Below are 21,598 nucleotides of genomic sequence, written 5' to 3' on the forward strand. Positions count from 1 at the left end.
ATTTTGATGTCTTTTCCGAACAGGATGCCGATATGATCAACCCCATCGCCTCGCTTTCCCCCCTAGACGGCCGTTATGCCCAATCCGTTGAAGCATTGCGCCCGATTTTTTCAGAGTACGGCCTGATGAAGGCGCGCGTCAAAGTCGAATTAAACTGGCTCAAAGCCCTCGCCGCCGAGCCGAAGATTGCCGAAGTGCCGCCCTTCAGTGCCGAAACGCTTGCCGAAATCGACACAGTGATTGAAAACTTTTCATTGGAAGACGCTGCCGCCGTCAAAACCATCGAAGCGACCACCAATCACGATGTCAAAGCCATCGAATATTGGTTGAAAAAACGTTTTGCCGAAGTGCCCGAAGTCGCCGCCGTGGGCGAGTTCATCCACTTCGCCTGCACCAGCGAAGACATCAACAACCTGTCCCACGCCCTGATGCTGCAGGAAGCGCGCGAAACCGTCATCCTGCCCAAACTTGCCGAAATCATCGGCAAACTCACCGCTATGGCGCACGACCTTGCCGCCGTCCCGATGATGAGCCGCACGCATGGCCAGCCCGCCACGCCGACCACTTTGGGCAAAGAAACCGCCAATATCGTGTACCGCCTGCAACGCCAGTTTAAAAACCTGCAAGCGCAAGAGTTCCTCGGCAAAATCAACGGCGCGGTCGGCAACTACAACGCCCATATGGTTGCTTATCCCGATGTGGATTGGGAAACCCACTGCCGCAACTTTGTCGAAATCAGCCTCGGTCTGACCTTCAACCCCTACACCATCCAAATCGAGCCGCACGACTATATGGCGGAGTTTTTCCAAACCCTCAGCCGCATCAACACGATTCTCATCGACTTCAACCGCGATGTTTGGGGTTATATTTCATTGGGTTACTTCAAACAAAAAGTCAAAGCAGGTGAAGTCGGTTCTTCCACGATGCCGCACAAAGTCAACCCCATCGACTTTGAAAACTCCGAAGGCAACCTCGGTATGGCCAACGCCGTATTGGGTTTTTTGGCGGAAAAACTACCCGTCTCACGCTGGCAGCGCGATTTGACCGACAGCACCGTCTTACGCAATATGGGCGTGGGCGTGGGCTATGCCGTGTTGGGCTTCGCCGCCCACCTGCGCGGTCTGAACAAGCTCGAACCCAACCCTGCCGCCCTTGCCGCCGATTTGGATGCCACTTGGGAGCTGCTCGCCGAGCCGATTCAAACCGTGATGCGCCGTTACGGTGTCGCCAATCCTTACGAAAAACTGAAAGACCTGACGCGCGGCAAAGGCGGCATCACGCCCGAAGTGCTGAAAGTCTTCATCGGATCGCTGGAAATCCCTACCGAAGCCAAAGCAAAATTGCTTGAGCTGACCCCCGCGCTGTATGTGGGCAAGGCTGAAGCGTTGGCGAAACGGATTTGAGCGTTTATTGAAACCGATGCCGTCTGAACGCGCGTTCAGACGGCATTTTTAAAATACCGGATATACAGGGGCGATATTTATGCAAGCTGTCCGATACAGGCCTGAAATTGACGGATTGCGGGCCGTTGCCGTGCTATCCGTCATTATTTTCCACCTGAATAACCGCTGGCTGCCCGGAGGATTCTTGGGGGTGGACATTTTCTTTGTCATCTCGGGATTCCTCATTACCGGCATCATTCTTTCTGAAATACAGAACGGTTCTTTTTCTTTCCGGGGTTTTTATACCCGCAGGATTAAGCGGATTTACCCTGCCTTTATTGCGGCCGTGTCGCTGGCTTCGGTGATTGCCTCTCAAATCTTCCTTTACGAAGATTTCAACCAAATGCGGAAAACCGTGGAGCTTTCTGCGGTTTTCTTGTCCAATATTTATTTGGGGTTTCAGCAGGGGTATTTCGATTTGAGTGCCAACGAGAACCCCGTACTGCATATTTGGTCTTTGGCGGTAGAGGAACAGTATTACCTCCTGTATCCCCTTTTGCTGATATTCTGCTGCAAAAAAACCAAATCGCTACGGGTGCTGCGTAACATCAGCATCATCCTGTTTCTGATTTTGACTGCCTCATCGTTTTTGCCAAGCGGGTTTTATACCGATATTCTCAACCAACCCAATACTTATTACCTTTCGACACTGAGGTTTCCCGAGCTGTTGGCAGGTTCGCTGCTGGCGGTTTACGGGCAAACGCAAAACGGCAGACGGCAAACAGCAAACGGAAAACGGCAGTTGCTTTCATCACTCTGCTTCGGCGCATTGCTTGCCTGCCTGTTCGTGATTGACAAACACAATCCGTTTATCCCGGGAATGACCCTGCTCCTTCCCTGCCTGCTGACGGCACTGCTTATCCGGAGTATGCAATACGGGACACTTCCGACCCGCATCCTGTCGGCAAGCCCCATCGTATTTGTCGGCAAAATCTCTTATTCCCTATACCTGTACCATTGGATTTTTATTGCCTTCGCCCATTACATTACAGGCGACAAACAGCTCGGACTGCCTGCCGTATCGGCGGTTGCCGCGTTGACGGCCGGATTTTCCCTGTTGAGTTATTATTTGATTGAACAGCCGCTTAGAAAACGGAAGATGACCTTCAAAAAGGCATTTTTCTGCCTCTATCTCGCCCCGTCCCTGATACTTGTCGGTTACAACCTGTACGCAAGGGGGATATTGAAACAGGAACACCTCCGCCCGTTGCCCGGCGCGCCCCTTGCTGCGGAAAATCATTTTCCGGAAACCGTCCTGACCCTCGGCGACTCGCACGCCGGACACCTGCGGGGGTTTCTGGATTATGTCGGCAGCCGGGAAGGGTGGAAAGCCAAAATCCTGTCCCTCGATTCGGAGTGTTTGGTTTGGGTAGATGAGAAGCTGGCAGACAACCCGTTATGTCGAAAATACCGGGATGAAGTTGAAAAAGCCGAAGCCGTTTTCATTGCCCAATTCTATGATTTGAGGATGGGCGGCCAGCCCGTGCCGAGATTTGAAGCGCAATCCTTCCTAATACCCGGGTTCCAAGCCCGATTCAGGGAAACCGTCAAAAGGATAGCCGCCGTCAAACCCGTCTATGTTTTTGCAAACAACACATCAATCAGCCGTTCGCCCCTGAGGGAGGAAAAATTGAAAAGATTTGCCGCAAACCAATATCTCCGCCCCATTCAGGCTATGGGCGACATCGGCAAGAGCAATCAGGCGGTTTTTGATTTGGTTAAAGATATCCCCAATGTGCATTGGGTGGACGCACAAAAATACCTGCCCAAAAACACGGTCGAAATACACGGACGCTATCTTTACGGCGACCAAGACCACCTGACCTATTTCGGTTCTTATTATATGGGGCGGGAATTCCACAAACACGAACGCCTGCTTAAATCTTCCCACGGCGGCGCATTGCAGTAGCCTGCCTTCTTGTCGGATATTGCCTTTGGCAGCCTATGCCGCCGTTTGCCCTTCGTGGCGGCGGCGGTTTTTATTTTCCCTCCCCTGCGGGAGGGAATTTTGAATCAAAACCCCAATTGCCTTTCCAAGTTTTCCACCAGATTGTCATCCAGTTCCAAAGCCTGCGACAGGCGGGAGAGGAAGACGGTTTCTTTCCGCGACAAATCGGCACATACCAGTCTTGCCGCCAGATAGGCCTCCGCCGCCAGCGCCTCATCGTTACCGACGGAGGCGGCGATGTCTTCGATGCTTGCGGGAAGGCGGTATTCGGCGGCGAGCCATGCGGCGGTTTCGGGGTCTGTGCCGCTTTCCTGTCCGATAGTCCGGCGTTCGGCTTCGTCTATCATGCCGTCTGAAGCGGCGGCGGCTATCATGGTGCGCAATACGGTGCGGCTGTATGTTTCTTCAGTTTCTCCGGCAGGTTGGAAATCGCTTTGTGTTACGGTTGCCCGCCCTTTGTTTTGCTGCCACATCTGATAGCCCCGGTAGGCGAGGTAGCCCAAAGCGGCGGTCGAACCGATTTTGGTGATGGTTTTGCGGTTTTTACCGTTCAGCAGCATGGAGGCGGCACCGGCAACCGGCGCGCCTCCGCCGAATGAATTGAGCGGGCTGTCGGAGAATGTGTTGCCTTTTTTTGAACCGTGCTTAAGACTTGGTTGAGCAGTCGGGTGAAGTTCATGATTTGATAAACTCTCCAATTTTTCTAACAATTTCGGTTACTAGGGCATTCCCCATAAAGAACATACGCATTTTGTCCGAGACATCGGCAATAGAGCCATCTGCTAGTTTTTTCTTTGCTGTCCAGTTGTCTGGAAAATCTTGCAGCCTCTCCGCTTCGATAGGTGTGAGAAGACGATATTTGTCATGCACTTTTAGAAGGTGGGTGGAGCGGTTGACAGATCCTTCAGAGGTCAACATGGTACGCGCAGGAAGATTCAGGTCGTCATAAGGCGACATACCGCCTTCGGAGTAGATATAGGTATGACCGTCGGCAGAAATCCGCTCGATTTTTTTTGATCCTCGCAGGTATTGGAATTTTTCTAGTGTTGTAGAATCTGTCAGGAAATATTTCTTTGGGACATCCTCTTCATTTTGCAAGATTTCCCTCAGCGTAATCGGTTTGCCGTCGTAATCTGGTTCAGTGTCGACAGAATAGTATTTTCCATGGCGCATGATGCCGGTATTCCAAACCGTTCCAGTAAAGTTGTCCGATACATCGACAATATCTTCAGCTAGTTCGTGGTAAACCTGACGGTTCTTTAGAGGTGCAGGTTTGACTGGAAATTGTGTTGCAAACAGACCAGTATGAAAAAGGTAGTCATCGTACTTGTTTTTTTCAAAGACGGGGGCTTTATTCTCGCATTGCTTATCAATTTGCTTGGCAAAATCCGTATCGTTGCGGTAAACGAAAAAGAAAACGCGGCGACGGCGTTGGCTGCGTCCGTATTCGGCTGCGTTGATAACCCGCCATTCAACGGAGTAGCCTAAATTGGCAAAGGCTGCCAGCATGATGGCAAAATCACGTCCCCGCTGTTTAGACGGTGCTTTTAGCAATCGGTCAACATTTTCAAGAATGAGGTATTTGGGGCGAATGATGCGGGTGGCACGGATGATTTCCCAAAAGAGAACTCCTTTTTTCCCCTCGATTCCTTGCTCGTTTTTTTTACTGCGGGCAACAGAATAGTCTTGGCATGGAAAGCCTCCGACAATCATATCGGCATCCATTTCGGAAAATTTTTCATTTGTAATGTCTGCGATGCTGATGTTGATGTTTTCGCTGTTTGGGAAATGGTAATCGTAAACCTCAAAAGCATCTTGAGATTTTCGGGAAGGTTCCCATTGGTTTGCCCATTTTGTTTCAAACAAGTCTTTGTTCGCATTTTCGAGTCCGATTCGAAAACCACCGACACCGGCAAATAATTCAAGAACTTTCATTTTTTTCTGCCTTGATTTTTTATTCTTCCAAGACTATATACCATTTCGAAAAATCGATCAAGTTGAAAGTATTTAGGACAGGCTTTATGCCGCAACAGAGAACGGGGGAATAAATGAGCAAGGACTTATTTGATTATGACGACAGTAAAGTTGAAAGCGTTTTGGAGTATTCCGAACGGCTGCTTAATCGGAAGTTTTCCGAGCTGATGGAAGAATATAGGAAATCTCCGTACAAAACGTATCAAGATTATGTGAATAAGACAGTTTCAACAATGGATGATAAACCCATTAGTATGAGGTCTAAAGGTCAGTACGGAAATTACATTGAAAAATACTTTTTCGGCTATCTGCCCAATAACGATTCGACACCAGATTTTGAAAAAATAGGCGTGGAGTTGAAAGTTACTCCTTTTAAGATAAATAAAAATGGCACAATCAGTGCAAAGGAGCGCTTGGTATTAAATATCTTGAATTATGAAACAGAAAATTTGGATGATTTCTACAAAACCCATCTTTGGCAAAAGTGCCAAAACCTTCTTTTACTGTTTTATAACGGTCTGATTTCTGGACAAACTATGGAAGATTACAGTATCGAAAAAATCTTCCTGTACGAATGGTTTGAAGAAGATATGGCTGTCATTCTTGAAGATTATCAAAAGATTACGAAAAAGATTAAGGATGGAAACGCCCATCAGTTATCTGAATCTGATGGTAAATATTTATCAACTTGTACCAAAGGGGAGGGGCACGGAAAGGATTTTCGGAAACAGCCGTTTGGTAACGAACTAGCGAAACAGCGAGCTTGGGAATTGAAAGCTAGCTACATGACCAATCTTATCCGAAATAGAATTTTCAACCAGGGAGGGCAGGAGGACGAAAGTATAACGGAAACCTCTCGAGGTAAGGAAAAATCTTTTACGAAAATAATCGAGGAAAGAATCTCTGTTTACAAAGGGTGTTCAGAGAGCGAGCTTTATAAATTATTTAAAGTCAATCCGAAAGCTAAAGGGAAAAACAGCATATTGATCCGAAAAATATTAGGCTTGACGGGTGATATTGAAAAAACACAGGAATTTCAGAAGGCAAATATGAATTTGCGGGTAATTCGGGTGGATAAAGAAGGGTTGCCCAAAGAAGATTCGCCATTCAAAACCTATCAATTTAAAGAATTGTCTGAAAATGACAATTGGGAGGATTCTCAACCTTATTTGGAAATTTTCAGCAAGCAATTTTTATTTGTCGTGTTTAAGGAAATTGAGCCTAAATTATTTGTATTGGATTCCATGAAATTTTGGGGATTTCCCGATAGTCAAATAGAAGAATTGCAACGAGTTTGGCAGGAAACGAGGAATATTATCAAAAATAGTGTGAAGCTCACCTTCCAAAATAACCGTGTTTCTACCAATTTTCCACAAAGTCGGGTAAATCAAGTAATTTTTACCAAAATCCATGCCAGCAATTCTTACTATGAGATTGAAAAAGGAAAATTTGTCGGTAAAGGAAAATTATCTGATACGGATGAATTACCGAATGGACTGAGAATTACCAAACACTCATTTTGGATGACCAAGAAATTCTTGAAAGAAGTTTTGGAAGGCAAGTGGGATTAGTGTAAGAGTAGAGCCTGTCATGGCAACGAGTTCGGCGTGCCGTATCTGCCGGGAATGCCGTCTGAAGATGTGTTCAGACGGCATTTTTTTACCCTATCCTTTTAAACGGCGGCAGGCCGGCCAATAATTGCTGCCCGTAGCGTTGCGTTTTGATGCGGTTGTCGAGGATGGTTACACGGCCGTAGTCTTGCTCGGTGCGGATGAGGCGGCCGACGGCCTGGATGAGTTTGATGCCGGCTTCGGGAACGGTGATTTCGATGAAGGGGTTGCCGCCGCGCTGTTCTATCCAGCGGTTTTGGGTTTTTTCGATGGGGTTGTCGGGCATCGCAAACGGCAGCTTGGCGATGATGACTTGCACGCAGGCGGCGCCGGGCAGGTCGAGTCCTTCGGCAAAGCTGTCGAGTCCGAAGATGATGCTGGCTTTGCCTTCTTCTATGGCCCGGTGGTGTTTTTGCAGGAGGACGGCTTTGGGTAATTCGCCTTGTACGAGCAAGAGCGGCAGGTAGTCTCCGGGCAGGCGCAGGGCGACATCCTGCATTTGTTTGCGCGAGGAAAACAGGACGAGCGTGCCGATGGCTTCGGTGGGTGAAATAAGCTTGGGCAGCCATTCGATGACGGCGGCGGTGTGGGCTTCGGGGTCTTTGGGGCTGGCGTATATGGGAGGGATGTAGAGTTCGCCCTGTTTTTCAAAGTCAAAGGGGCTTTTGAGAGCGAGGGTGGTGGTTTCGGGCAGCCATTGCAGCCCGGTTTGGCGCAGCATCAGGTTAAAGTTGCCCAAGGATTGCAGGGTGGCGGAGGTCAACACCGCGCCTGCCGCCCGCCGCCACAGGCTGTTGGCAAGGTGGGACGCGCTGCTGATGGGGCTGGCGTTGAAAATGTAGTCGTTTTTGTCGTCGGCGCGGCGGGTTATCCATTTTGCCAACGGCTCTTCGCCCTCAATGGGAACGGTAGAGAGCAAATCCCAAACCGCGCTGATTTGTTCGATACGGGCGATGAAGATGCCGAAATCGCCGGTCAGGCGGTCGAGGAGCGCGCCGTCCTGTTCTTTTTCGCGGCGCGCGGCGGAAAGCGCATCGTTCAGCCCGATAACGTGTTTGAGCAGGCTGCGCGCGGCAACGGCCGTATTGGAAACGGTGGTTTCGAGGCCTTCGGGGATTTTGCCGTCTTCCCACAGCCAAGTCGGTTCGCTGTTGGTTCGTCTGTCGTTTTCAGACGACCCCAGACTTAAAGACGGCTCTTCCGCCAAATGGAACTGCCATTCGTGCAGGCTGTCGAGCAAGGATGCGGCGGCTTCGTCGGCAAGGTTGGCAAGTTCGGCTTTATCGGTAAGCGCGGCAATTTTGCCGGTCAGCTGCGGCAGTTTTTCCAGCGTCCAAACGGCAATATTCCATGAATGTTCGGCGGCAAAACGGCTGAGGGCTTTTTTGGGCAGGTGGTGCGCTTCGTCTATGCAATAGAAACTGTTTTCGGGCGCGGGCAGAATCACGCCGCCGCCCATACTGATGTCGGCAAGCAGAAGGTCGTGGTTGGCAACGACGACATCGACGGTTTCCAAGACATCGCGTGCCAGGTAAAACGGGCATTCGGCGCGGTTGGGACAGGCGGCTTTAAGGCAGCCGTGGCGGTCGTTGGTCACTTTGAGCCAAACCGCGTCGTCGATTTTTTCCGGCCAGGCGTCGCGGTCGCCATTGAACCGTCGGGCAGAAAATTCGTCGGCAATGTCGCGCAGCAGCTTCAATTCTTCGGGCTTGGGTTTGCTGTCCCACAATACTTCCGGCGCTTCAAAACCAAGCAGGTTTTGCTGGGCGTTGTTTTGCGTCAGTTGGTAGAGTTTGTAGGGGCAGAGATAGCGGCCGCGCCCTTTGGCAAGCGCGAAGCTCAGCTCCAAACCGCTTTTTTCGACCAGAAACGGCAGGTCGCGGTCAACCAACTGCTCCTGCAAGGCAACCGTTGCGCTGCTCACAATCAGCCACTTGCCGCGCGTTTGCGCCATGATGCCGCCCGCCAAAAGATAGGCCAACGATTTGCCCACGCCGGTCGGCCCTTCGATTACGGCGATGCTCTCGCCCTCGCGCTTGGGCGGCTCGCCGCCTTCTTCACGCGCCAACGTCCGCGAAAAAGCGTTGGCAACCGCCGCAATCATTTCCCGCTGCGAAGCACGCGGACGGAAACCGGGCAGGTTTTTGCCGATATTTTGGTAATGGTCGCGGATGGCGTTTTTTTCTAAATCGGTGAGCATAGCGTTTTGTACGGCGGTAGAAGTGGGCTTATTTTAACATTGCACGGAAGCGGTACAATATCGTTGTCGGAATGGGGGTGAGGTGAATCGTGCGGACGTGGTTGGTTTTTTGGTTGCAGCGTTTGAAATACCCGTTGTTGCTTTGGATTGCGGATATGCTGCTGTACCGGTTGTTGGGCGGCGCGGAAATCGAATGTGGCCGTTGCCCTGTACCGCCGATGACGGATTGGCAGCATTTTTTGCTGGCGATGGGAACGGTGTCGGCTTGGGTGGCGGTGATTTGGGCATACCTGATTATTGAAAGTGAAAAAAACGGAAGATATTGAGTCATTCGGACACAATGCCGTCTGAAACGGAAGTTCAGACGGCATTTGTTTTAGGTTGCCGTGCCGCTTAGGGAATACCGGCGACAGGATGGGCGGGACGGCCACGGTGATCTCGAAGGTAACGGGTCTTTTGACGATTCAGGTATTGTTCGATCGGCTGCCAATCAATCACTTGATCCAACTTCAATAGTGGGAAGCGGTCGATGTGTTTGGCAATCATGGCTTGGGCGGTTTGCCGGAAGAAGGTGCTCATGAGAAATCCCCTAAATGTCTTGGTGGGAATTTGGGGGATTTTGGGGAATTTTGCAAAGGTCTCATGCTATCTGTTGGTTTTGGCAACCCAAACTATGCTTGCTGTGAAACCTGCCCCAACTATTAAATGCTGTTTTACTCCCTGCCGACCAGCAACTCCGCCAGTCTTTCGCCGAATTTCTGCAAAGATTCGTTACTGTTCAAACCGTGAGAACCGCTCGGGAACGGCAATACTGCCAGCAATGTGTCGTTTTGATTGCGCTTCCATTTTAATTTTTTTCCGACGATTTCTTCCTGACGAAAACCTGAAAGGCCGTCTGAAAACGCAACGTTAAACTCCTTATCGTAAGATGTGCCGAATCCGATAATCAGGCGCGGGCGGTATTGTTCCGCCCATTGGTTCATTTGGGCAAAGCGGTATTTGTTGCAGAAATTGACGTATTCCTGCTTGTCGGCAAAACCCGTAATCTCGGAAAACTCCTGCTGCCAAAGGCTGGCATCAGTGTTTTTAAACGCAATCGGATACAGGTTCATTTTGAAATAGCCCGAATCCGCTTTGTGTACAAACGGCTGCACTTCTTCGGCAAAGCGGCGGTAATTCTCTACCTGCCCGCCGTTTAAGGCGCACAACAGTTTGCAGACGCTGATGTTGTAAGGATAGGCAACGCATTCCTGCCAGTCTCCATAACCGAACTCCGTGTCGCCCGTGTACGGCTCTGCCGCAATCTGCCGCAGGTTTTCAACGGTGTGCCCGCCGCCCCATTCGATGCCGCATACCCACACAGACGGTTTCTCGGGCGATCCGATGTCGCCGCCGTCGCAGCCGTGAAAGTCGCGCAGCCAGTCATAGTTTTGTTTGATATCCATGTTTACTCCTAAAATTTAACGTCAATAAACTCAGAACGATTCTGCATTTTCCTTATCTGACTTAGATTTAATCCAAATTGCTTTGCAGCCGTGTCAACCAAAGTAACATTTGTCTTCTTGCAAACGTTCTCCAATTTTTGTGCTGTAAATGTATCTATCAACCCGTTATTTTGTTTGCTCCTGTGTAGTTCGTCTGCAATCAATAACCAATTCATTAATATATTTTTTCTCTCAGGTCTACCATCTTTCTCCAAAAGAGAATATTGCAAGCTAAATTGCTTGCGGCACTCAGGAAGCAGTTTCCACATACTTTTGGCTTTAGGCAGCCGGTTGTCGGCTATCAGTTTCGCAATATCCGACGGATTAAGCTCAGCCGAACCACCTGATTTTTTGTGAGATACCTTTTCTGGCAAAGCATTCGCTTCATCTTTTACAATCTCCGGCTCAGTGTTTTTCGGCTCAGTGTTTGAAGCAGATTCAGTCTGCAACCCTTCAATATTCTGTTGCAGTTTTTGGTTAAGGTCATTCAGATAAGCATCAACATAAGGCTGTACCGATTGACAAGCAGCCAGCACTGGAATCATGCAGAAAAGCAATAGTTTATTCATTTAAATAAACTCCTGTAAGCAAAAATCTTCTATATAGGTACAAAGCGTATTATGTTAAACTCACAACAATTTACATAACACCCACCACCAATATTGCTTAGCCCCACGCAGAAGGAAGGTTATTGATGAAAGTTCACGAAAAAATCCGCAAAATCCGGGAGCTGAAAAACTTCTCGCAGGAAAACATGGCCGAGCAGCTTCAGATGTCGGTAAACGGCTATGCCAAAATCGAGCGCGGGGAGGTGGGTTTGCAGATGGACAAGCTGGAAAAAATCGCCGATGTGTTGGGCATGGACGTGGTGGATCTGCTCACGGTTGAGAAAAATCTGGTGTTTCTGAATATGGAAAACCGCACCAACTCCGCCAACTATTACGCATCGCAGGAGCAGTATGTGATCGAAATCGAAAAGCTGAAGCAGCAAAACTGCTATTTGCAAGCCATATTGATGGAAAAAGAAAAACTGATTACTTGGCAAAAGCAGCAGCTTGACAGTTTGAACGAACTGATTAGAACAATCGGTCGCGGATAGGAAACCGGCGGTTTTGATGGGCGACGAAGTCGAACCCCGCCGCGCCTTCATCGAAAACAACGCCCTGATCGCGCAGAACATTGACGCGTAAAACCGTTTAAAGGAAAACCATGAGCTACCCGCAACAGGCCATAGACAACATCCTCAACCCGCCGCCGACAAACGCTGCCTGCACGCACTGAAAAACATCGCCGAGGCGGAAACGCTGTATGTGTTGGCCGACGACGAAGGCGAATGCCGTTTCTGGGTGGACGATGGTGGGGCAACTTTCCTGCCCGTGTGGCCGGAGCAGGAATTTGCCGAAATGGTGAAATCCGAGGGCGAATCGGTGTGGGAATTCGAGTTGGAAGAATTTTTGCAGGACAGCGTTCCGTGGCTGGCGGAAGAGGGATACGGCATCAGCGTTTTCCCCGTGGCCGCCCGTCCTGACAGCGTCGTGATGCCCGCCGTTGAATTTGCCGCCCGCATCAACACCATTCTGGCCGAAAGCTACGGCGAAGCGTTTGATTTGCCGTATCTGTAAGGCAAACAGCAAAAGGCCGTCTGAAAACCATATCCCAAGGTTTTCAGACGGCCTCAAACAGCGGAGACAGCCCGTGAACAAACGCAAAACGAAAAACCGCCAAGCCCGCGCCGCACGACCTGCCGTGTCGGTGCGGTGGGCGAAGCCTTTGGAAAAGCTGTTGGAAAAACTCTTTGCTATCGGCATGGTCACGGCGTTTGCCGCGCTGGTGTCGCTGACTTGTCCTTCGTCATCGATTTCTATTTTTTGCTGGCGATGGGAACGGTGTCGGCTTGGGTGGCGGTTTTGGACGTATCTGATTATTGAAAGTGAGAAAAACGGAAGATATTGAGTCATTCGGACACAATGCCGTCTGAAGCGGGAAACGGGCTTCAGACGGCATTGCCGCGCTTATACGCCGGCGACGGGGCGGGCGGGATAGCCGTGGGTATCGACCGAACAGGCAAACCGCCAAGGCGTGTGGACGGTGTCGGCGGACAGGTGGGCGAGTTCGGGAATGTGCCGTTTGATAAAAGTACCGTCCGGGTCGGTACGGTATGAGGCGGCGGCAATGTCGGGGCAGGTGTGCCGTGAGGCGGCAAGCCGCCAGTTGCCTTGGTTGATTGCCGCATCGAAATCGGTCAGCTGCCGGGCAAACCATATTTCGCCTTCGCGGCGGGGGAGGTTTAAAACGTGGCAGAAAAAATCCGCGCTCAAGCGTTTCAGGGCGGGGTGGAGGCTGCCGGTTTTGTGCAAACAGCGCATCGCGGCATCGATAATCGGAATGCCGGTCCGGCCCTGCTGCCAAAGCGTCAGGCGCAGGGTGTGTTCCGGATTGCCGTCTGAAGGAGCATCGTCCGCGTGTTGCAGGGCAAGTTGAAGGAAAAAATCTCGGCGGATGATGTTGTCCGCCCACGCGTTCAGACGGCGTTCGAGGCTTTCCCGCGCGAGCAGGCGCGGCGAGATGCAGCCGGCACTCAAATACGCGCCCATCAGCGAAGTGTTTTTGCGCGAGGGGAAATCCTTTAAGACGGAGTAGGAATCCGCCTGTTCGAGAAACCGCCGCCACTGCCGCCAAGCCGCCGTTTCGCCGCCGTTTTGCGGCAGGAAGATGCCGTCTGAAAACGCGGCAGGCTGCGGGGCGGGCAGGTTTTCGGGGAAGGGTTGGCGGTATGCCGCGAATAGGTCCGAATCGGCGGGGGGGTGCTTGGAAAAGCGGTCGAGCCATACTTCGCGGTAGCGGTTGAAATCGGTGTGTGCCGTACCGTTGTCGGGTATCAGGTCGGTGTTGTCGAAAACGGAACGGTCGTTGACGAAGGTTAACGCGATGCCGTGTTTGTCCAATTCGTGCCAAAGGGCGTTGTCGGCGAGTTTGTCGGCAAAAGTATGGGATGCGTCGGCGATGACGGTGCGGATATTGAGGCGGACGGCGAGCCGGACAAGCCCGGCAGGCGATGCCGCCGTGTAGAGCGGGATGCCGCGCCCTGCGAGCACTTGGGCGAGTTCGGCGGCGGATTGGCGGTAGAACGCGGTGCGGCGAGGGTTGCCTGTTTCGGCATCGTCAATCCAAATGCCGATAATGGGCGAACCTTCGGCAACGGCGGCGCATAAGGCGGCGTTGTCGCGGATACGGAGGTTTTGCCGGAACCAGACGAGCGTATACATAGCGTGTGCAACAGTGGCGGCGGTTTCAGACGGCATTTCGGCTGCCTTTCCTGCTGGCGATTTTTTCGTTCAGGAAATCGATGAAGCTGCGGACTTTCGCACTCAAAAACGCCCTGTCCGCATAAACGGCGTTCAGTCGGACGGTCGGGGTGGCGTATTCGGGCAGCAGCCTCACCAGCGAGCCGCAACGCAAATCGTGTTCCACCGCCCAAAACGGCTGATAACCGATGCACGCGCCCGCCTTAATCATTTCGCGCATCATCAGCGTATTGTCGGTACGGATGACGGGGGTCAGCTCAAGCCGGTATTTTTTGCCGTCCGATTTGCGGGTGATGTCGAGTTTCTGCTGGTTGGTGTAGGTCGGCAGGACGGCGGGCAGCCCCGCCACTTCTTCCGGCGTTTCCGGTACGCCGTTGCGCCTCAGGAAATCGGGCGAGGCAAGCAGGGCAAATTCGATTTCCGCCAGCGGGCGCGCAATCAGCGAAGGGGAAAGGGTTTGGGAAACGCGCAACGCCAAATCCACGCCTTCGGCAATCAAATCGACGTGGCGGTTGTCCAAAATCAGTTCTAATGTTACTTCGGGATAACGTTCGCGGTATTCTGCCAGCCAGTTGCATATCAGGCTGCCGGCAAACCACAGCGGCATCGTTACGCGCAGCAGCCCCTGCGGTTTTTCCGTCCCTCCGGCGGCTTTTTGGGCGGCATCGTCGAGCGTGTCGAGCGCGTAACTGCATTGCCGGTAGTATTCTTCCCCGGCTTCGGTCAGGCTGAGGTTGCGGCTGTTGCGGTGCAGGAGTTTGGCTTGGACGGTGTTTTCCAAGTGGCTGACGTGTTTGCTTGCCATTGCGGTGGAGATGCCGAGCGCGTCGGCGGCGCGGGTGAAGCCGCCGCTTTGGACGACTTGGCGGAAAACTTTGAGGCTGAACAGGGTGTCCATATTTTCTTGTGTGGAAAAGTTGTATCAATAAAAGCAGTATATATTTGAAAAGGGGAAACATCTATACTCTGCCGTCTGAAATGAAGACAAATATCGAAGGAGCTTTTATGTCCAATTGCTGCAACCGTATCCAACCTGTTCTGCTTTCTGTTTTGCGTATCGTAACCGCCTACCTATTTTTGTTGCACGGTACGTCAAAATTCTTCGCCTTCCCCATTGAAATGGGCAGCGGTTCGCCCGAAGGGTTGATGCTGCTTGCCGGTATTTTGGAAGTCGTCGGCGGCATTTTGCTGGTGTTGGGCTTGTTTACGCGCCCTGCCGCGTTTGTTTTGTCCGGCCAGATGGCGGTTGCCTATTTTATGGCGCACGCTTCCGGCAATGCTTTGTTCCCGATTGCCAACGGCGGCGAGTCCGCGGTGCTGTTCTGCTTCGTATTCCTCTATATCGCGGCAGCGGGCGGCGGCGCGTGGTCGCTGGACAGGCTGTTTTTCAAGCGTAAAGCCTGAACCGTGCCGTCTGAAGCGTATTTTACGAATGTTTTTGGAAGGAAAAGAAATGAGCCGCCAATCTCTGCAACAGGCTGCGGAAAGCCGCCGTTCCGTTTATTCGCTAAATAAAAACCTGCCCGTCGGCAAAGATGAAATCGTCCAAATCGTCGAACACGCCGTTTTGCACACACCTTCTTCGTTCAATTCCCAATCTGCCCGTGTAGTCGTGCTGTTTGGCGAAGAGCACGACAAAGTGTGGCAATTTGTCGAAGACGCGCTGCGTGCCGTCGTGCCTGCCGACAGTTTTGAACCGACCGCGCAAAAATTGAAGCTGTTTAAGGCGGGTGCGGCAACTATTTTGTTTTATGAAGATCAAAATGTTGTCAAAGGTTTGCAGGAGCAGTTCCCTGCTTATGCCGCCAACTTTCCCGTTTGGGCGGACCAGGCGAACGCGATGGTACAGTATGCCGTCTGGACGACGCTTGCCGCCGCCGGCGCAGGTGCAAACCTGCAACACTATAATCCGTTGCCCGATGCGGCGATTGCCGAAGCGTGGAATATCCCCGAAAACTGGCTGTTGCGCGCGCAAATGGTCGTCGGGGGAATCGGTGCGCCTGCCGGAGAAAAAACGTTCCAACCCGTTGCAGAACGTTTGAAAGTGTTCGGCGCATAATTTCGCGGTCAAAAAAATGCCGTCTGAACCCTGTTCAGACGGCATTTTTCAGTATCAGGCGGCGAGTTTTTCGCATTCTTTGATACAGTCGAGGCAGGACTCGTAACAGGCTTTGCATTCCATATGGTGGGCGGCGTGTTCTTTACAGGCTTTGGCACATTGTTTGCACGCATCGAGGCATACTTTTGCCGCGTCGCGTGTCAGAGGGGAATTTTGTGCGGCAAGGTCGTGCACCGCGCCGCATAAGGCAAGCATCTGGCGCACGGCAACCGCGCAGTCGGACATAGACGTATCGCCCTGGGTAAGCAGGGACAGGCAGTGTGTCAGGCAAACCTGTCCGGCATCCAGACAGTGTGCGGCAGTTTGGCGGACGGCGGTGTAGGCGGATGCGGCGGCAGGCTGCATATCGTGATGATGGTGGTGGTCGGCGTGTCCGTGTGCACGCGCGAAAGAGGCGGCGGAAGCCAGGGAGACGGCAGCGGCGCTGCCCAAAAATTGACGACGGTTCATAATGTTTCCTTTATGGTTTAAGAAAGTGGGGCAGGCACAAGGCACTCCCCCGCATACTGCCCCGACCGTGGGGCTTTTTTGAACAACCGGCTGATTTTGCCGGTGCGGGATTGTCACACGGGCAGGCAGGTTCGGCTGTTCGGAAAGTTAAGAAAAGGCGCGCCGCCCCGTTTCAAGATGATGCAAGATGGTGCGCGGATATGGTAGCAGACAAGATGCCGTCTGAAAATCGTTTCAGACGGCATCCGTTTTCAAACCTTACAAACCCGGGAACATCCCTTTCATCCCCCTCATCCCCTTCGCCATACGCATCAGGTTGCCCAAGCCTTTCCCGCTGAACATCTTCATCATCTGCTGCATTTGTTCAAACTGTTTGAGCAATTTGTTGACTTCTTGAACCGTCGTCCCTGCGCCGGCGGCAATACGGCGTTTGCGGCCGGCTTTGAGCAGGGCAGGGTTGGCGCGTTCTTTTGGAGTCATCGAGTTGATGATGGCTTCTACTTTGCCCATCGCTTTTTCTGCCGTGCCTTCGGGGATTTGTTTCGATATTTGGCCCAGTTCGCCCGGCATTTTCGACATTAGGTTTTCCAAGCCGCCCATATTGCGCATCTGCTGGATTTGTTCTTTAAAGTCGTTGAGGTCGAAGCCTTTGCCTTTTTGCAGCTTTTTCGCCATTTTGGCGGCGGCTTCTTCGTCTATGCCTTTTTGAACGTCTTCAATCAGGGTCAATACGTCGCCCATACCCAAAATGCGGCCGGCGATACGGTCGGGGTGGAAAGGCTCGAGGCCGTTGATTTTCTCGCCGACACCGATAAATTTAATCGGTTTGCCGGTTACGTGGCGTACGGACAATGCCGCACCGCCGCGCGAGTCGCCGTCCATCTTGGTCAACACGATGCCGGTCAGCGGCAGGGCTTCATTAAATGCTTGGGCAGTGTTTACCGCATCCTGACCCAGCATCGCATCGATGACGAACAAAGTTTCAACCGGGTTGACCGCCGCGTGAAGCGCTTTGATTTCGTTCATCATCTCTTCATCGATTGCCAAACGGCCGGCGGTATCGACCATTAAGACATCGTAAAAATGTTTTTTGGCGTAATCGACGGCGGCAGTTGCAATCTCAACCGGTTTTTGGTTGGTATCGGACGGGAAAAAATCCACGCCGACCTGTTCGGCCAACAGACGCAGTTGTTCAATCGCGGCAGGGCGGTAAACGTCGGCAGATACGACCAAAACCTTTTTCTTCTGATCGTTTTTCAACAGGCGGGCGAGTTTGCCGACGGTCGTCGTCTTGCCCGCGCCCTGCAAACCCGCCATCAACACGACGGCGGGCGGTGCAACCGACAAATCCAGCGTTTTGTTTTCCTTGCCCATCAGTTCGGTCAGGGCTTTGTTTACCACGCCGATAAATGCCTGATCCGGCGTCAGGCTGTCCGCCACTTCCTGACCGAGTGCCTTTTCTTTGACGTTGTTGACGAACTCTTTGACGACAGGCAGGGCGACATCCGCCTCAAGCAGGGCGAGGCGGACTTCGCGCAAGGCTTCTTTAATATTGTCTTCGGTCAGCTTGGCCTGCCCCCGGATGTTTTTGAAGACATTGCTGAAGCGGCCGGTTAAATTGTCTAACATACTGGTCCTTGGTCTGAATAAGAATAGCTTGCCCCATCAGGGGCATTCTTTGTTAAAATAAAATCAAAATAATTTGATGCGGCTTGTGTGCCGGACGGCATATCGGCAAATCCGCCAAGGCTTGCCCGAAACGGGGATTTTACAATTCCAACGTTAAAAGTTCCAATATTTCATAAGCGGCCGCATACGGCGCAACAGTATAGATAGAGAAAGTCCACCATGCCGACAGTTTTCATCTTTTTGACGGCGGTTTACGCGGGATTGGGTGCATTTGCATGGCACTGCCAACAGCAGGGGCGCGGCCGGGATTACCCGTGGAAGACGGAATTGCCGGTTTTGGGCGCGGCATTGACCGTCCACGGCGCGGCACTGCTTATGCCGGTCATTCAAGACAAAATCATCATTATGGGCTTCGGGTATTCCGGCAGCCTAATTGTCTGGATGATGCTGTTTATTTATTTTGCCGGCAGCTTCTTCTATTCGCTGCGCGGAGTGCAGTTGCTGCTGTATCCTTGCGCCGCACTGATGCTGCTGTCAGGTTTGGTTTTCCCGGGAAAATTCTCGGGATATGAAATTACCGACCTTCCCTTTATGCTGCATATCGGAACTTCGCTGCTCGCATACGGGCTGTTCGGCATCGCAACATTATTGTCCGTTTTGACCCTGCTGCTGAATCGGAGCCTGCACCGCAGGAGCTTCTCCAAGCTCGCAGGATTCCTGCCGTCGCTGCTCAGTTTGGAAAAACTCATGTTCCAGGCCATGTGGGCAGGTTTCATCCTGCTGACCTATTCCGTCGTCAGCGGAACATTTTTTGCCGAAGCCGTATTCGGCAAACCCATGACCTTTACCCATAAAACCGTATTCGGCATATTGTCATGGCTGATTTACGGCGGACTGCTGCTCAAGCACAGCATGACCGCATGGCGCGGCAAAAAAGCCGCCGTGTGGACCATCATCGGATTTGTCAGCCTTATGATTGCCTATATGGGAAGCAAGTTTGTATTGGAAATCATTTTGCAGAGATAATTTGCAGAGATAAAAAGTCAAAATGCCGTCTGCCCCCGCCGGCGCACTTGCAAGGCGGCGCACAGGGGATTCAAGCACAGCCTGACCGGAGCAGGACAAGATTGCAGCGACAGGCAGGCGTTTCCCGTTTTTGCAGGACAGTTCGGATGAAAGTTTAAAAATAAAAACCCTTATCCGACAGGGATATGACGAATTTCCCCAAAAAATCCCGCTGAAAGTGTTGACCGCCTCCGTCTTCGGGCGTATAGTTCGGTTCTTCGCTGCCGACGAAGCGGCGGAACGAAACGGACAAGTATATCACGGTTTGCAGGATGTTTGACGCATCGGCCGTACATACCGACAGTTTCAAACGCTCTTTAACAAAACAGATTACCGATAAGTGTGAGTGCCTTGGGCCTCACACTGTTTGAAAGACAGACAAGATAATGTTTTGAACATTGTCCTGTCGGTTTCTTTGAAGCAGACCAGAAGTTAAAAAAGTTAGAGATTGAACATAAGAGTTTGATCCTGGCTCAGATTGAACGCTGGCGGCATGCTTTACACATGCAAGTCGGACGGCAGCGGGGTAGTGCTTGCACTACTGCCGGCGAGTGGCGAACGGGTGAGTAACATATCGGAACGTACCGGGCAGTGGGGGATAACTGATCGAAAGATCAGCTAATACCGCATATTTTCTGAGGAAGAAAGCAGGGGACCTTCGGGCCTTGCGCTATCCGAGCGGCCGATATCTGATTAGCTGGTTGGCGGGGTAAAGGCCCACCAAGGCGACGATCAGTAGCGGGTCTGAGAGGACGATCCGCCACACTGGGACTGAGACACGGCCCAGACTCCTACGGGAGGCAGCAGTGGGGAATTTTGGACAATGGGCGCAAGCCTGATCCAGCCATGCCGCGTGTCTGAAGAAGGCCTTCGGGTTGTAAAGGACTTTTGTCGGGGAAGAAAAGGTCGGGGTTAATACCCTCGGCTGATGACGGTACCCGAAGAATAAGCACCGGCTAACTACGTGCCAGCAGCCGCGGTAATACGTAGGGTGCGAGCGTTAATCGGAATTACTGGGCGTAAAGCGGGCGCAGACGGTTACTTAAGCAGGATGTGAAATCCCCGGGCTCAACCCGGGAATTGCGTTCTGAACTGGGTGGCTAGAGTGTGTCAGAGGGAGGTAGAATTCCACGTGTAGCAGTGAAATGCGTAGAGATGTGGAGGAATACCGATGGCGAAGGCAGCCTCCTGGGATAACACTGACGTTCATGCCCGAAAGCGTGGGTAGCAAACAGGATTAGATACCCTGGTAGTCCACGCCCTAAACGATGTCGATTAGCTGTTGGGCAGCCTGACTGCTTGGTAGCGAAGCTAACGCGTGAAATCGACCGCCTGGGGAGTACGGTCGCAAGATTAAAACTCAAAGGAATTGACGGGGACCCGCACAAGCGGTGGATGATGTGGATTAATTCGATGCAACGCGAAGAACCTTACCCGGTTTTGACATGTACGGAATCCTCCGGAGACGGGGGAGTGCCTTCGGGAGCCGTAACACAGGTGCTGCATGGCTGTCGTCAGCTCGTGTCGTGAGATGTTGGGTTAAGTCCCGCAACGAGCGCAACCCTTGTCATTAGTTGCCATCATTCAGTTGGGCACTCTAATGAGACTGCCGGTGACAAGCCGGAGGAAGGTGGGGATGACGTCAAGTCCTCATGGCCCTTATGACCGGGGCTTCACACGTCATACAATGGTCGGTACAGAGGGTAGCCAAGCCGCGAGGCGGAGCCAATCTCACAAAACCGATCGTAGTCCGGATTGCACTCTGCAACTCGAGTGCATGAAGTCGGAATCGCTAGTAATCGCAGGTCAGCATACTGCGGTGAATACGTTCCCGGGTCTTGTACACACCGCCCGTCACACCATGGGAGTGGGGGATACCAGAAGCAGGTAGGCTAACCGCAAGGAGGCCGCTTGCCACGGTATGCTTCATGACTGGGGTGAAGTCGTAACAAGGTAGCCGTAGGGGAACCTGCGGCTGGATCACCTCCTTTCTAGAGAAAGAAGGGGCTTTAGGCATTCACACTTATCGGTAAACTGAAAAGATGCGGAAGAAGCTTGAGTGAAGGCAAGGTTCGCTTGAGAAGAGAATCCGGGTTTGTAGCTCAGCTGGTTAGAGCACACGCTTGATAAGCGTGGGGTCGGAGGTTCAAGTCCTCCCAGACCCACCAATAACGGGGGCATAGCTCAGTTGGTAGAGCACCTGCTTTGCAAGCAGGGGGTCATCGGTTCGATCCCGTTTGCCTCCACCAAAACTTTGCAAATCAAAGTAATCCTGTTGCTTTTATTTTTTTATATTTTATAGCAACTTATTTTGATTTGCGGAGTAAAATAACGACGCATCGATCTTTAACAAATTGGAAAGCCGAAATCAA

Annotated in this window: 19 protein-coding genes, 2 tRNA genes, 1 rRNA gene and 2 pseudogenes; 12 read left to right on the forward strand and 12 right to left on the reverse strand. The window is 51.8% G+C overall.

Annotation, left to right across the window (positions count from 1 at the left end; translation table 11 throughout):
• Positions 1-32: 32 nt before the first annotated feature.
• Both purB and FGL10_RS09870 read left to right on the forward strand, forming a co-directional pair.
• The gene (purB, locus tag FGL10_RS09865) at positions 33-1,403 is read left to right on the forward strand and encodes an adenylosuccinate lyase (RefSeq protein WP_003708201.1); all 1,371 of its coding nucleotides are present in this window, start codon (positions 33-35) and stop codon (positions 1,401-1,403) included.
• Between the two features lie 79 nt (positions 1,404-1,482).
• Positions 1,483-3,351, forward strand: a complete 1,869-nt coding sequence (locus FGL10_RS09870; protein WP_003708204.1) for an acyltransferase family protein — start codon at positions 1,483-1,485, stop codon at positions 3,349-3,351.
• A gap of 104 nt (positions 3,352-3,455) precedes the next feature.
• Here the strand turns inward: FGL10_RS09870 and FGL10_RS09875 are convergent.
• Positions 3,456-4,069, reverse strand: a pseudogene (locus tag FGL10_RS09875) (tellurite resistance TerB family protein).
• Positions 4,066-5,325 (reverse strand): DNA cytosine methyltransferase, encoded by a 1,260-nt coding sequence (locus FGL10_RS09880; RefSeq protein ID WP_002256347.1) that lies wholly within the window; start codon positions 5,323-5,325, stop codon positions 4,066-4,068. The pseudogene FGL10_RS09875 and the gene FGL10_RS09880 overlap by 4 nt, the downstream one beginning before the upstream one ends.
• A 113-nt stretch (positions 5,326-5,438) precedes the next feature.
• Between FGL10_RS09880 and FGL10_RS09885 the strand changes: the two genes are divergently transcribed.
• On the forward strand, positions 5,439-6,935 hold the full coding sequence (locus tag FGL10_RS09885) for a Sau3AI family type II restriction endonuclease (protein WP_003708212.1): 1,497 nt from the start codon (positions 5,439-5,441) through the stop codon (positions 6,933-6,935).
• A gap of 88 nt (positions 6,936-7,023) precedes the next feature.
• Here FGL10_RS09885 and dinG read toward each other — a convergent pair whose 3' ends face one another.
• From dinG to FGL10_RS09910, 5 genes and pseudogenes are all read right to left on the reverse strand, one after another.
• Positions 7,024-9,174 carry an ATP-dependent DNA helicase DinG gene (gene dinG / locus FGL10_RS09890; RefSeq protein ID WP_003708215.1) on the reverse strand — a complete coding sequence of 717 codons (2,151 nt, stop codon included), beginning with the start codon at positions 9,172-9,174 and terminating at the stop codon, positions 7,024-7,026.
• A gap of 28 nt (positions 9,175-9,202) precedes the next feature.
• Complete coding sequence (locus tag FGL10_RS09895; protein ID WP_003708217.1) at positions 9,203-9,505, reverse strand: hypothetical protein; 303 nt, start codon at positions 9,503-9,505, stop codon at positions 9,203-9,205.
• 77 nt (positions 9,506-9,582) lie between these two features.
• Positions 9,583-9,753 (reverse strand): annotated as a pseudogene (locus tag FGL10_RS09900) (IS5/IS1182 family transposase); the annotation flags it as partial.
• A gap of 134 nt (positions 9,754-9,887) precedes the next feature.
• The gene (locus tag FGL10_RS09905) at positions 9,888-10,619 is read right to left on the reverse strand and encodes a hypothetical protein (protein ID WP_003708219.1); all 732 of its coding nucleotides are present in this window, start codon (positions 10,617-10,619) and stop codon (positions 9,888-9,890) included.
• An 8-nt stretch (positions 10,620-10,627) separates the two neighbouring features.
• Positions 10,628-11,227, reverse strand: a complete 600-nt coding sequence (locus tag FGL10_RS09910) for a hypothetical protein (RefSeq protein WP_003708220.1) — start codon at positions 11,225-11,227, stop codon at positions 10,628-10,630.
• Positions 11,228-11,352: 125 nt separating this feature from the next.
• On the opposite strand from FGL10_RS09910, the gene FGL10_RS09915 reads away from it, so the two are divergent.
• From FGL10_RS09915 to FGL10_RS09925, 3 genes are all read left to right on the forward strand, one after another.
• Positions 11,353-11,757: a helix-turn-helix domain-containing protein gene (locus FGL10_RS09915; protein ID WP_003708222.1), complete on the forward strand. Its 405-nt coding sequence runs from the start codon at positions 11,353-11,355 to the stop codon at positions 11,755-11,757.
• 211 nt (positions 11,758-11,968) lie between these two features.
• Positions 11,969-12,280, forward strand: a complete 312-nt coding sequence (locus FGL10_RS09920; RefSeq protein WP_013449606.1) for a DUF2750 domain-containing protein — start codon at positions 11,969-11,971, stop codon at positions 12,278-12,280.
• Between the two features lie 73 nt (positions 12,281-12,353).
• A complete protein-coding gene (locus FGL10_RS09925; protein WP_138251454.1) occupies positions 12,354-12,611 on the forward strand; it encodes a hypothetical protein in 258 nt (85 codons plus the stop codon).
• 59 nt (positions 12,612-12,670) lie between these two features.
• Here FGL10_RS09925 and FGL10_RS09930 read toward each other — a convergent pair whose 3' ends face one another.
• Positions 12,671-13,960 carry an FAD-binding domain-containing protein gene (locus tag FGL10_RS09930; RefSeq protein ID WP_003708226.1) on the reverse strand — a complete coding sequence of 430 codons (1,290 nt, stop codon included), beginning with the start codon at positions 13,958-13,960 and terminating at the stop codon, positions 12,671-12,673.
• The gene (locus tag FGL10_RS09935) at positions 13,950-14,861 is read right to left on the reverse strand and encodes a LysR family transcriptional regulator (RefSeq protein WP_003708227.1); all 912 of its coding nucleotides are present in this window, start codon (positions 14,859-14,861) and stop codon (positions 13,950-13,952) included. Before FGL10_RS09935 ends, FGL10_RS09930 begins: the two co-directional genes overlap by 11 nt.
• Positions 14,862-14,968: 107 nt before the next feature.
• Between FGL10_RS09935 and FGL10_RS09940 the strand changes: the two genes are divergently transcribed.
• Together FGL10_RS09940 and FGL10_RS09945 are read left to right on the forward strand one after the other, a co-directional pair.
• Complete coding sequence (locus FGL10_RS09940; RefSeq protein WP_036469432.1) at positions 14,969-15,367, forward strand: DoxX family protein; 399 nt, start codon at positions 14,969-14,971, stop codon at positions 15,365-15,367.
• Positions 15,368-15,416: 49 nt separating this feature from the next.
• Entirely contained in the window at positions 15,417-16,022 is a 606-nt protein-coding gene (locus tag FGL10_RS09945) for a nitroreductase family protein (protein ID WP_036469434.1), read from the forward strand.
• 54 nt (positions 16,023-16,076) lie between these two features.
• Here the strand turns inward: FGL10_RS09945 and FGL10_RS09950 are convergent, their stop codons facing one another.
• From FGL10_RS09950 to ffh, 3 genes are all read right to left on the reverse strand, one after another.
• The gene (locus FGL10_RS09950; RefSeq protein WP_003708232.1) at positions 16,077-16,532 is read right to left on the reverse strand and encodes a four-helix bundle copper-binding protein; all 456 of its coding nucleotides are present in this window, start codon (positions 16,530-16,532) and stop codon (positions 16,077-16,079) included.
• 113 nt (positions 16,533-16,645) lie between these two features.
• Positions 16,646-16,777, reverse strand: a complete 132-nt coding sequence (locus tag FGL10_RS12840; RefSeq protein WP_003708234.1) for a hypothetical protein — start codon at positions 16,775-16,777, stop codon at positions 16,646-16,648.
• Positions 16,778-16,790: 13 nt separating this feature from the next.
• Positions 16,791-18,161: a signal recognition particle protein gene (ffh, locus tag FGL10_RS09955; protein ID WP_003708236.1), complete on the reverse strand. Its 1,371-nt coding sequence runs from the start codon at positions 18,159-18,161 to the stop codon at positions 16,791-16,793.
• 219 nt (positions 18,162-18,380) lie between these two features.
• Here ffh and FGL10_RS09960 point away from each other — a divergent pair, with 219 nt between their 5' ends.
• The 4 genes from FGL10_RS09960 (at position 18,381) to FGL10_RS09980 (ending at position 21,475) form a co-directional block, all read left to right on the forward strand.
• On the forward strand, positions 18,381-19,187 hold the full coding sequence (locus tag FGL10_RS09960; protein WP_003708241.1) for a cytochrome C assembly family protein: 807 nt from the start codon (positions 18,381-18,383) through the stop codon (positions 19,185-19,187).
• A 489-nt stretch (positions 19,188-19,676) separates the two neighbouring features.
• A 16S ribosomal RNA gene (locus FGL10_RS09970) occupies positions 19,677-21,217 on the forward strand.
• A gap of 100 nt (positions 21,218-21,317) precedes the next feature.
• Positions 21,318-21,394 (forward strand) — tRNA-Ile (locus FGL10_RS09975).
• 5 nt (positions 21,395-21,399) lie between these two features.
• Positions 21,400-21,475: transfer RNA gene (locus FGL10_RS09980), tRNA-Ala, on the forward strand.
• The last annotated feature ends 123 nt before the right edge of the window (positions 21,476-21,598 follow it).

Source organism: Neisseria lactamica, from assembly GCF_901482445.1.
Classification (GTDB): domain Bacteria; phylum Pseudomonadota; class Gammaproteobacteria; order Burkholderiales; family Neisseriaceae; genus Neisseria; species Neisseria lactamica.

Bases quoted from the DNA above. Each gene is read 5' to 3' on its own strand.
- purB (WP_003708201.1), top strand. From the start codon at position 33: ATGATCAACCCCATCGCCTCGCTTTCCCCCCTAGACGGCCGTTATGCC.
- FGL10_RS09870 (WP_003708204.1), top strand. From the start codon at position 1,483: ATGCAAGCTGTCCGATACAGGCCTGAAATTGACGGATTGCGGGCCGTT.
- FGL10_RS09880 (WP_002256347.1), bottom strand. From the start codon at position 5,325: ATGAAAGTTCTTGAATTATTTGCCGGTGTCGGTGGTTTTCGAATCGGA.
- FGL10_RS09885 (WP_003708212.1), top strand. From the start codon at position 5,439: ATGAGCAAGGACTTATTTGATTATGACGACAGTAAAGTTGAAAGCGTT.
- dinG (WP_003708215.1), bottom strand. From the start codon at position 9,174: ATGCTCACCGATTTAGAAAAAAACGCCATCCGCGACCATTACCAAAAT.
- FGL10_RS09895 (WP_003708217.1), bottom strand. From the start codon at position 9,505: ATGACTCAATATCTTCCGTTTTTTTCACTTTCAATAATCAGGTATGCC.
- FGL10_RS09905 (WP_003708219.1), bottom strand. From the start codon at position 10,619: ATGGATATCAAACAAAACTATGACTGGCTGCGCGACTTTCACGGCTGC.
- FGL10_RS09910 (WP_003708220.1), bottom strand. From the start codon at position 11,227: ATGAATAAACTATTGCTTTTCTGCATGATTCCAGTGCTGGCTGCTTGT.
- FGL10_RS09915 (WP_003708222.1), top strand. From the start codon at position 11,353: ATGAAAGTTCACGAAAAAATCCGCAAAATCCGGGAGCTGAAAAACTTC.
- FGL10_RS09930 (WP_003708226.1), bottom strand. From the start codon at position 13,960: ATGCCGTCTGAAACCGCCGCCACTGTTGCACACGCTATGTATACGCTC.
- FGL10_RS09935 (WP_003708227.1), bottom strand. From the start codon at position 14,861: ATGGACACCCTGTTCAGCCTCAAAGTTTTCCGCCAAGTCGTCCAAAGC.
- FGL10_RS09940 (WP_036469432.1), top strand. From the start codon at position 14,969: ATGTCCAATTGCTGCAACCGTATCCAACCTGTTCTGCTTTCTGTTTTG.
- FGL10_RS09945 (WP_036469434.1), top strand. From the start codon at position 15,417: ATGAGCCGCCAATCTCTGCAACAGGCTGCGGAAAGCCGCCGTTCCGTT.
- FGL10_RS09950 (WP_003708232.1), bottom strand. From the start codon at position 16,532: ATGAACCGTCGTCAATTTTTGGGCAGCGCCGCTGCCGTCTCCCTGGCT.
- FGL10_RS12840 (WP_003708234.1), bottom strand. From the start codon at position 16,777: ATGCCGTCTGAAACGATTTTCAGACGGCATCTTGTCTGCTACCATATC.
- ffh (WP_003708236.1), bottom strand. From the start codon at position 18,161: ATGTTAGACAATTTAACCGGCCGCTTCAGCAATGTCTTCAAAAACATC.
- FGL10_RS09960 (WP_003708241.1), top strand. From the start codon at position 18,381: ATGCCGACAGTTTTCATCTTTTTGACGGCGGTTTACGCGGGATTGGGT.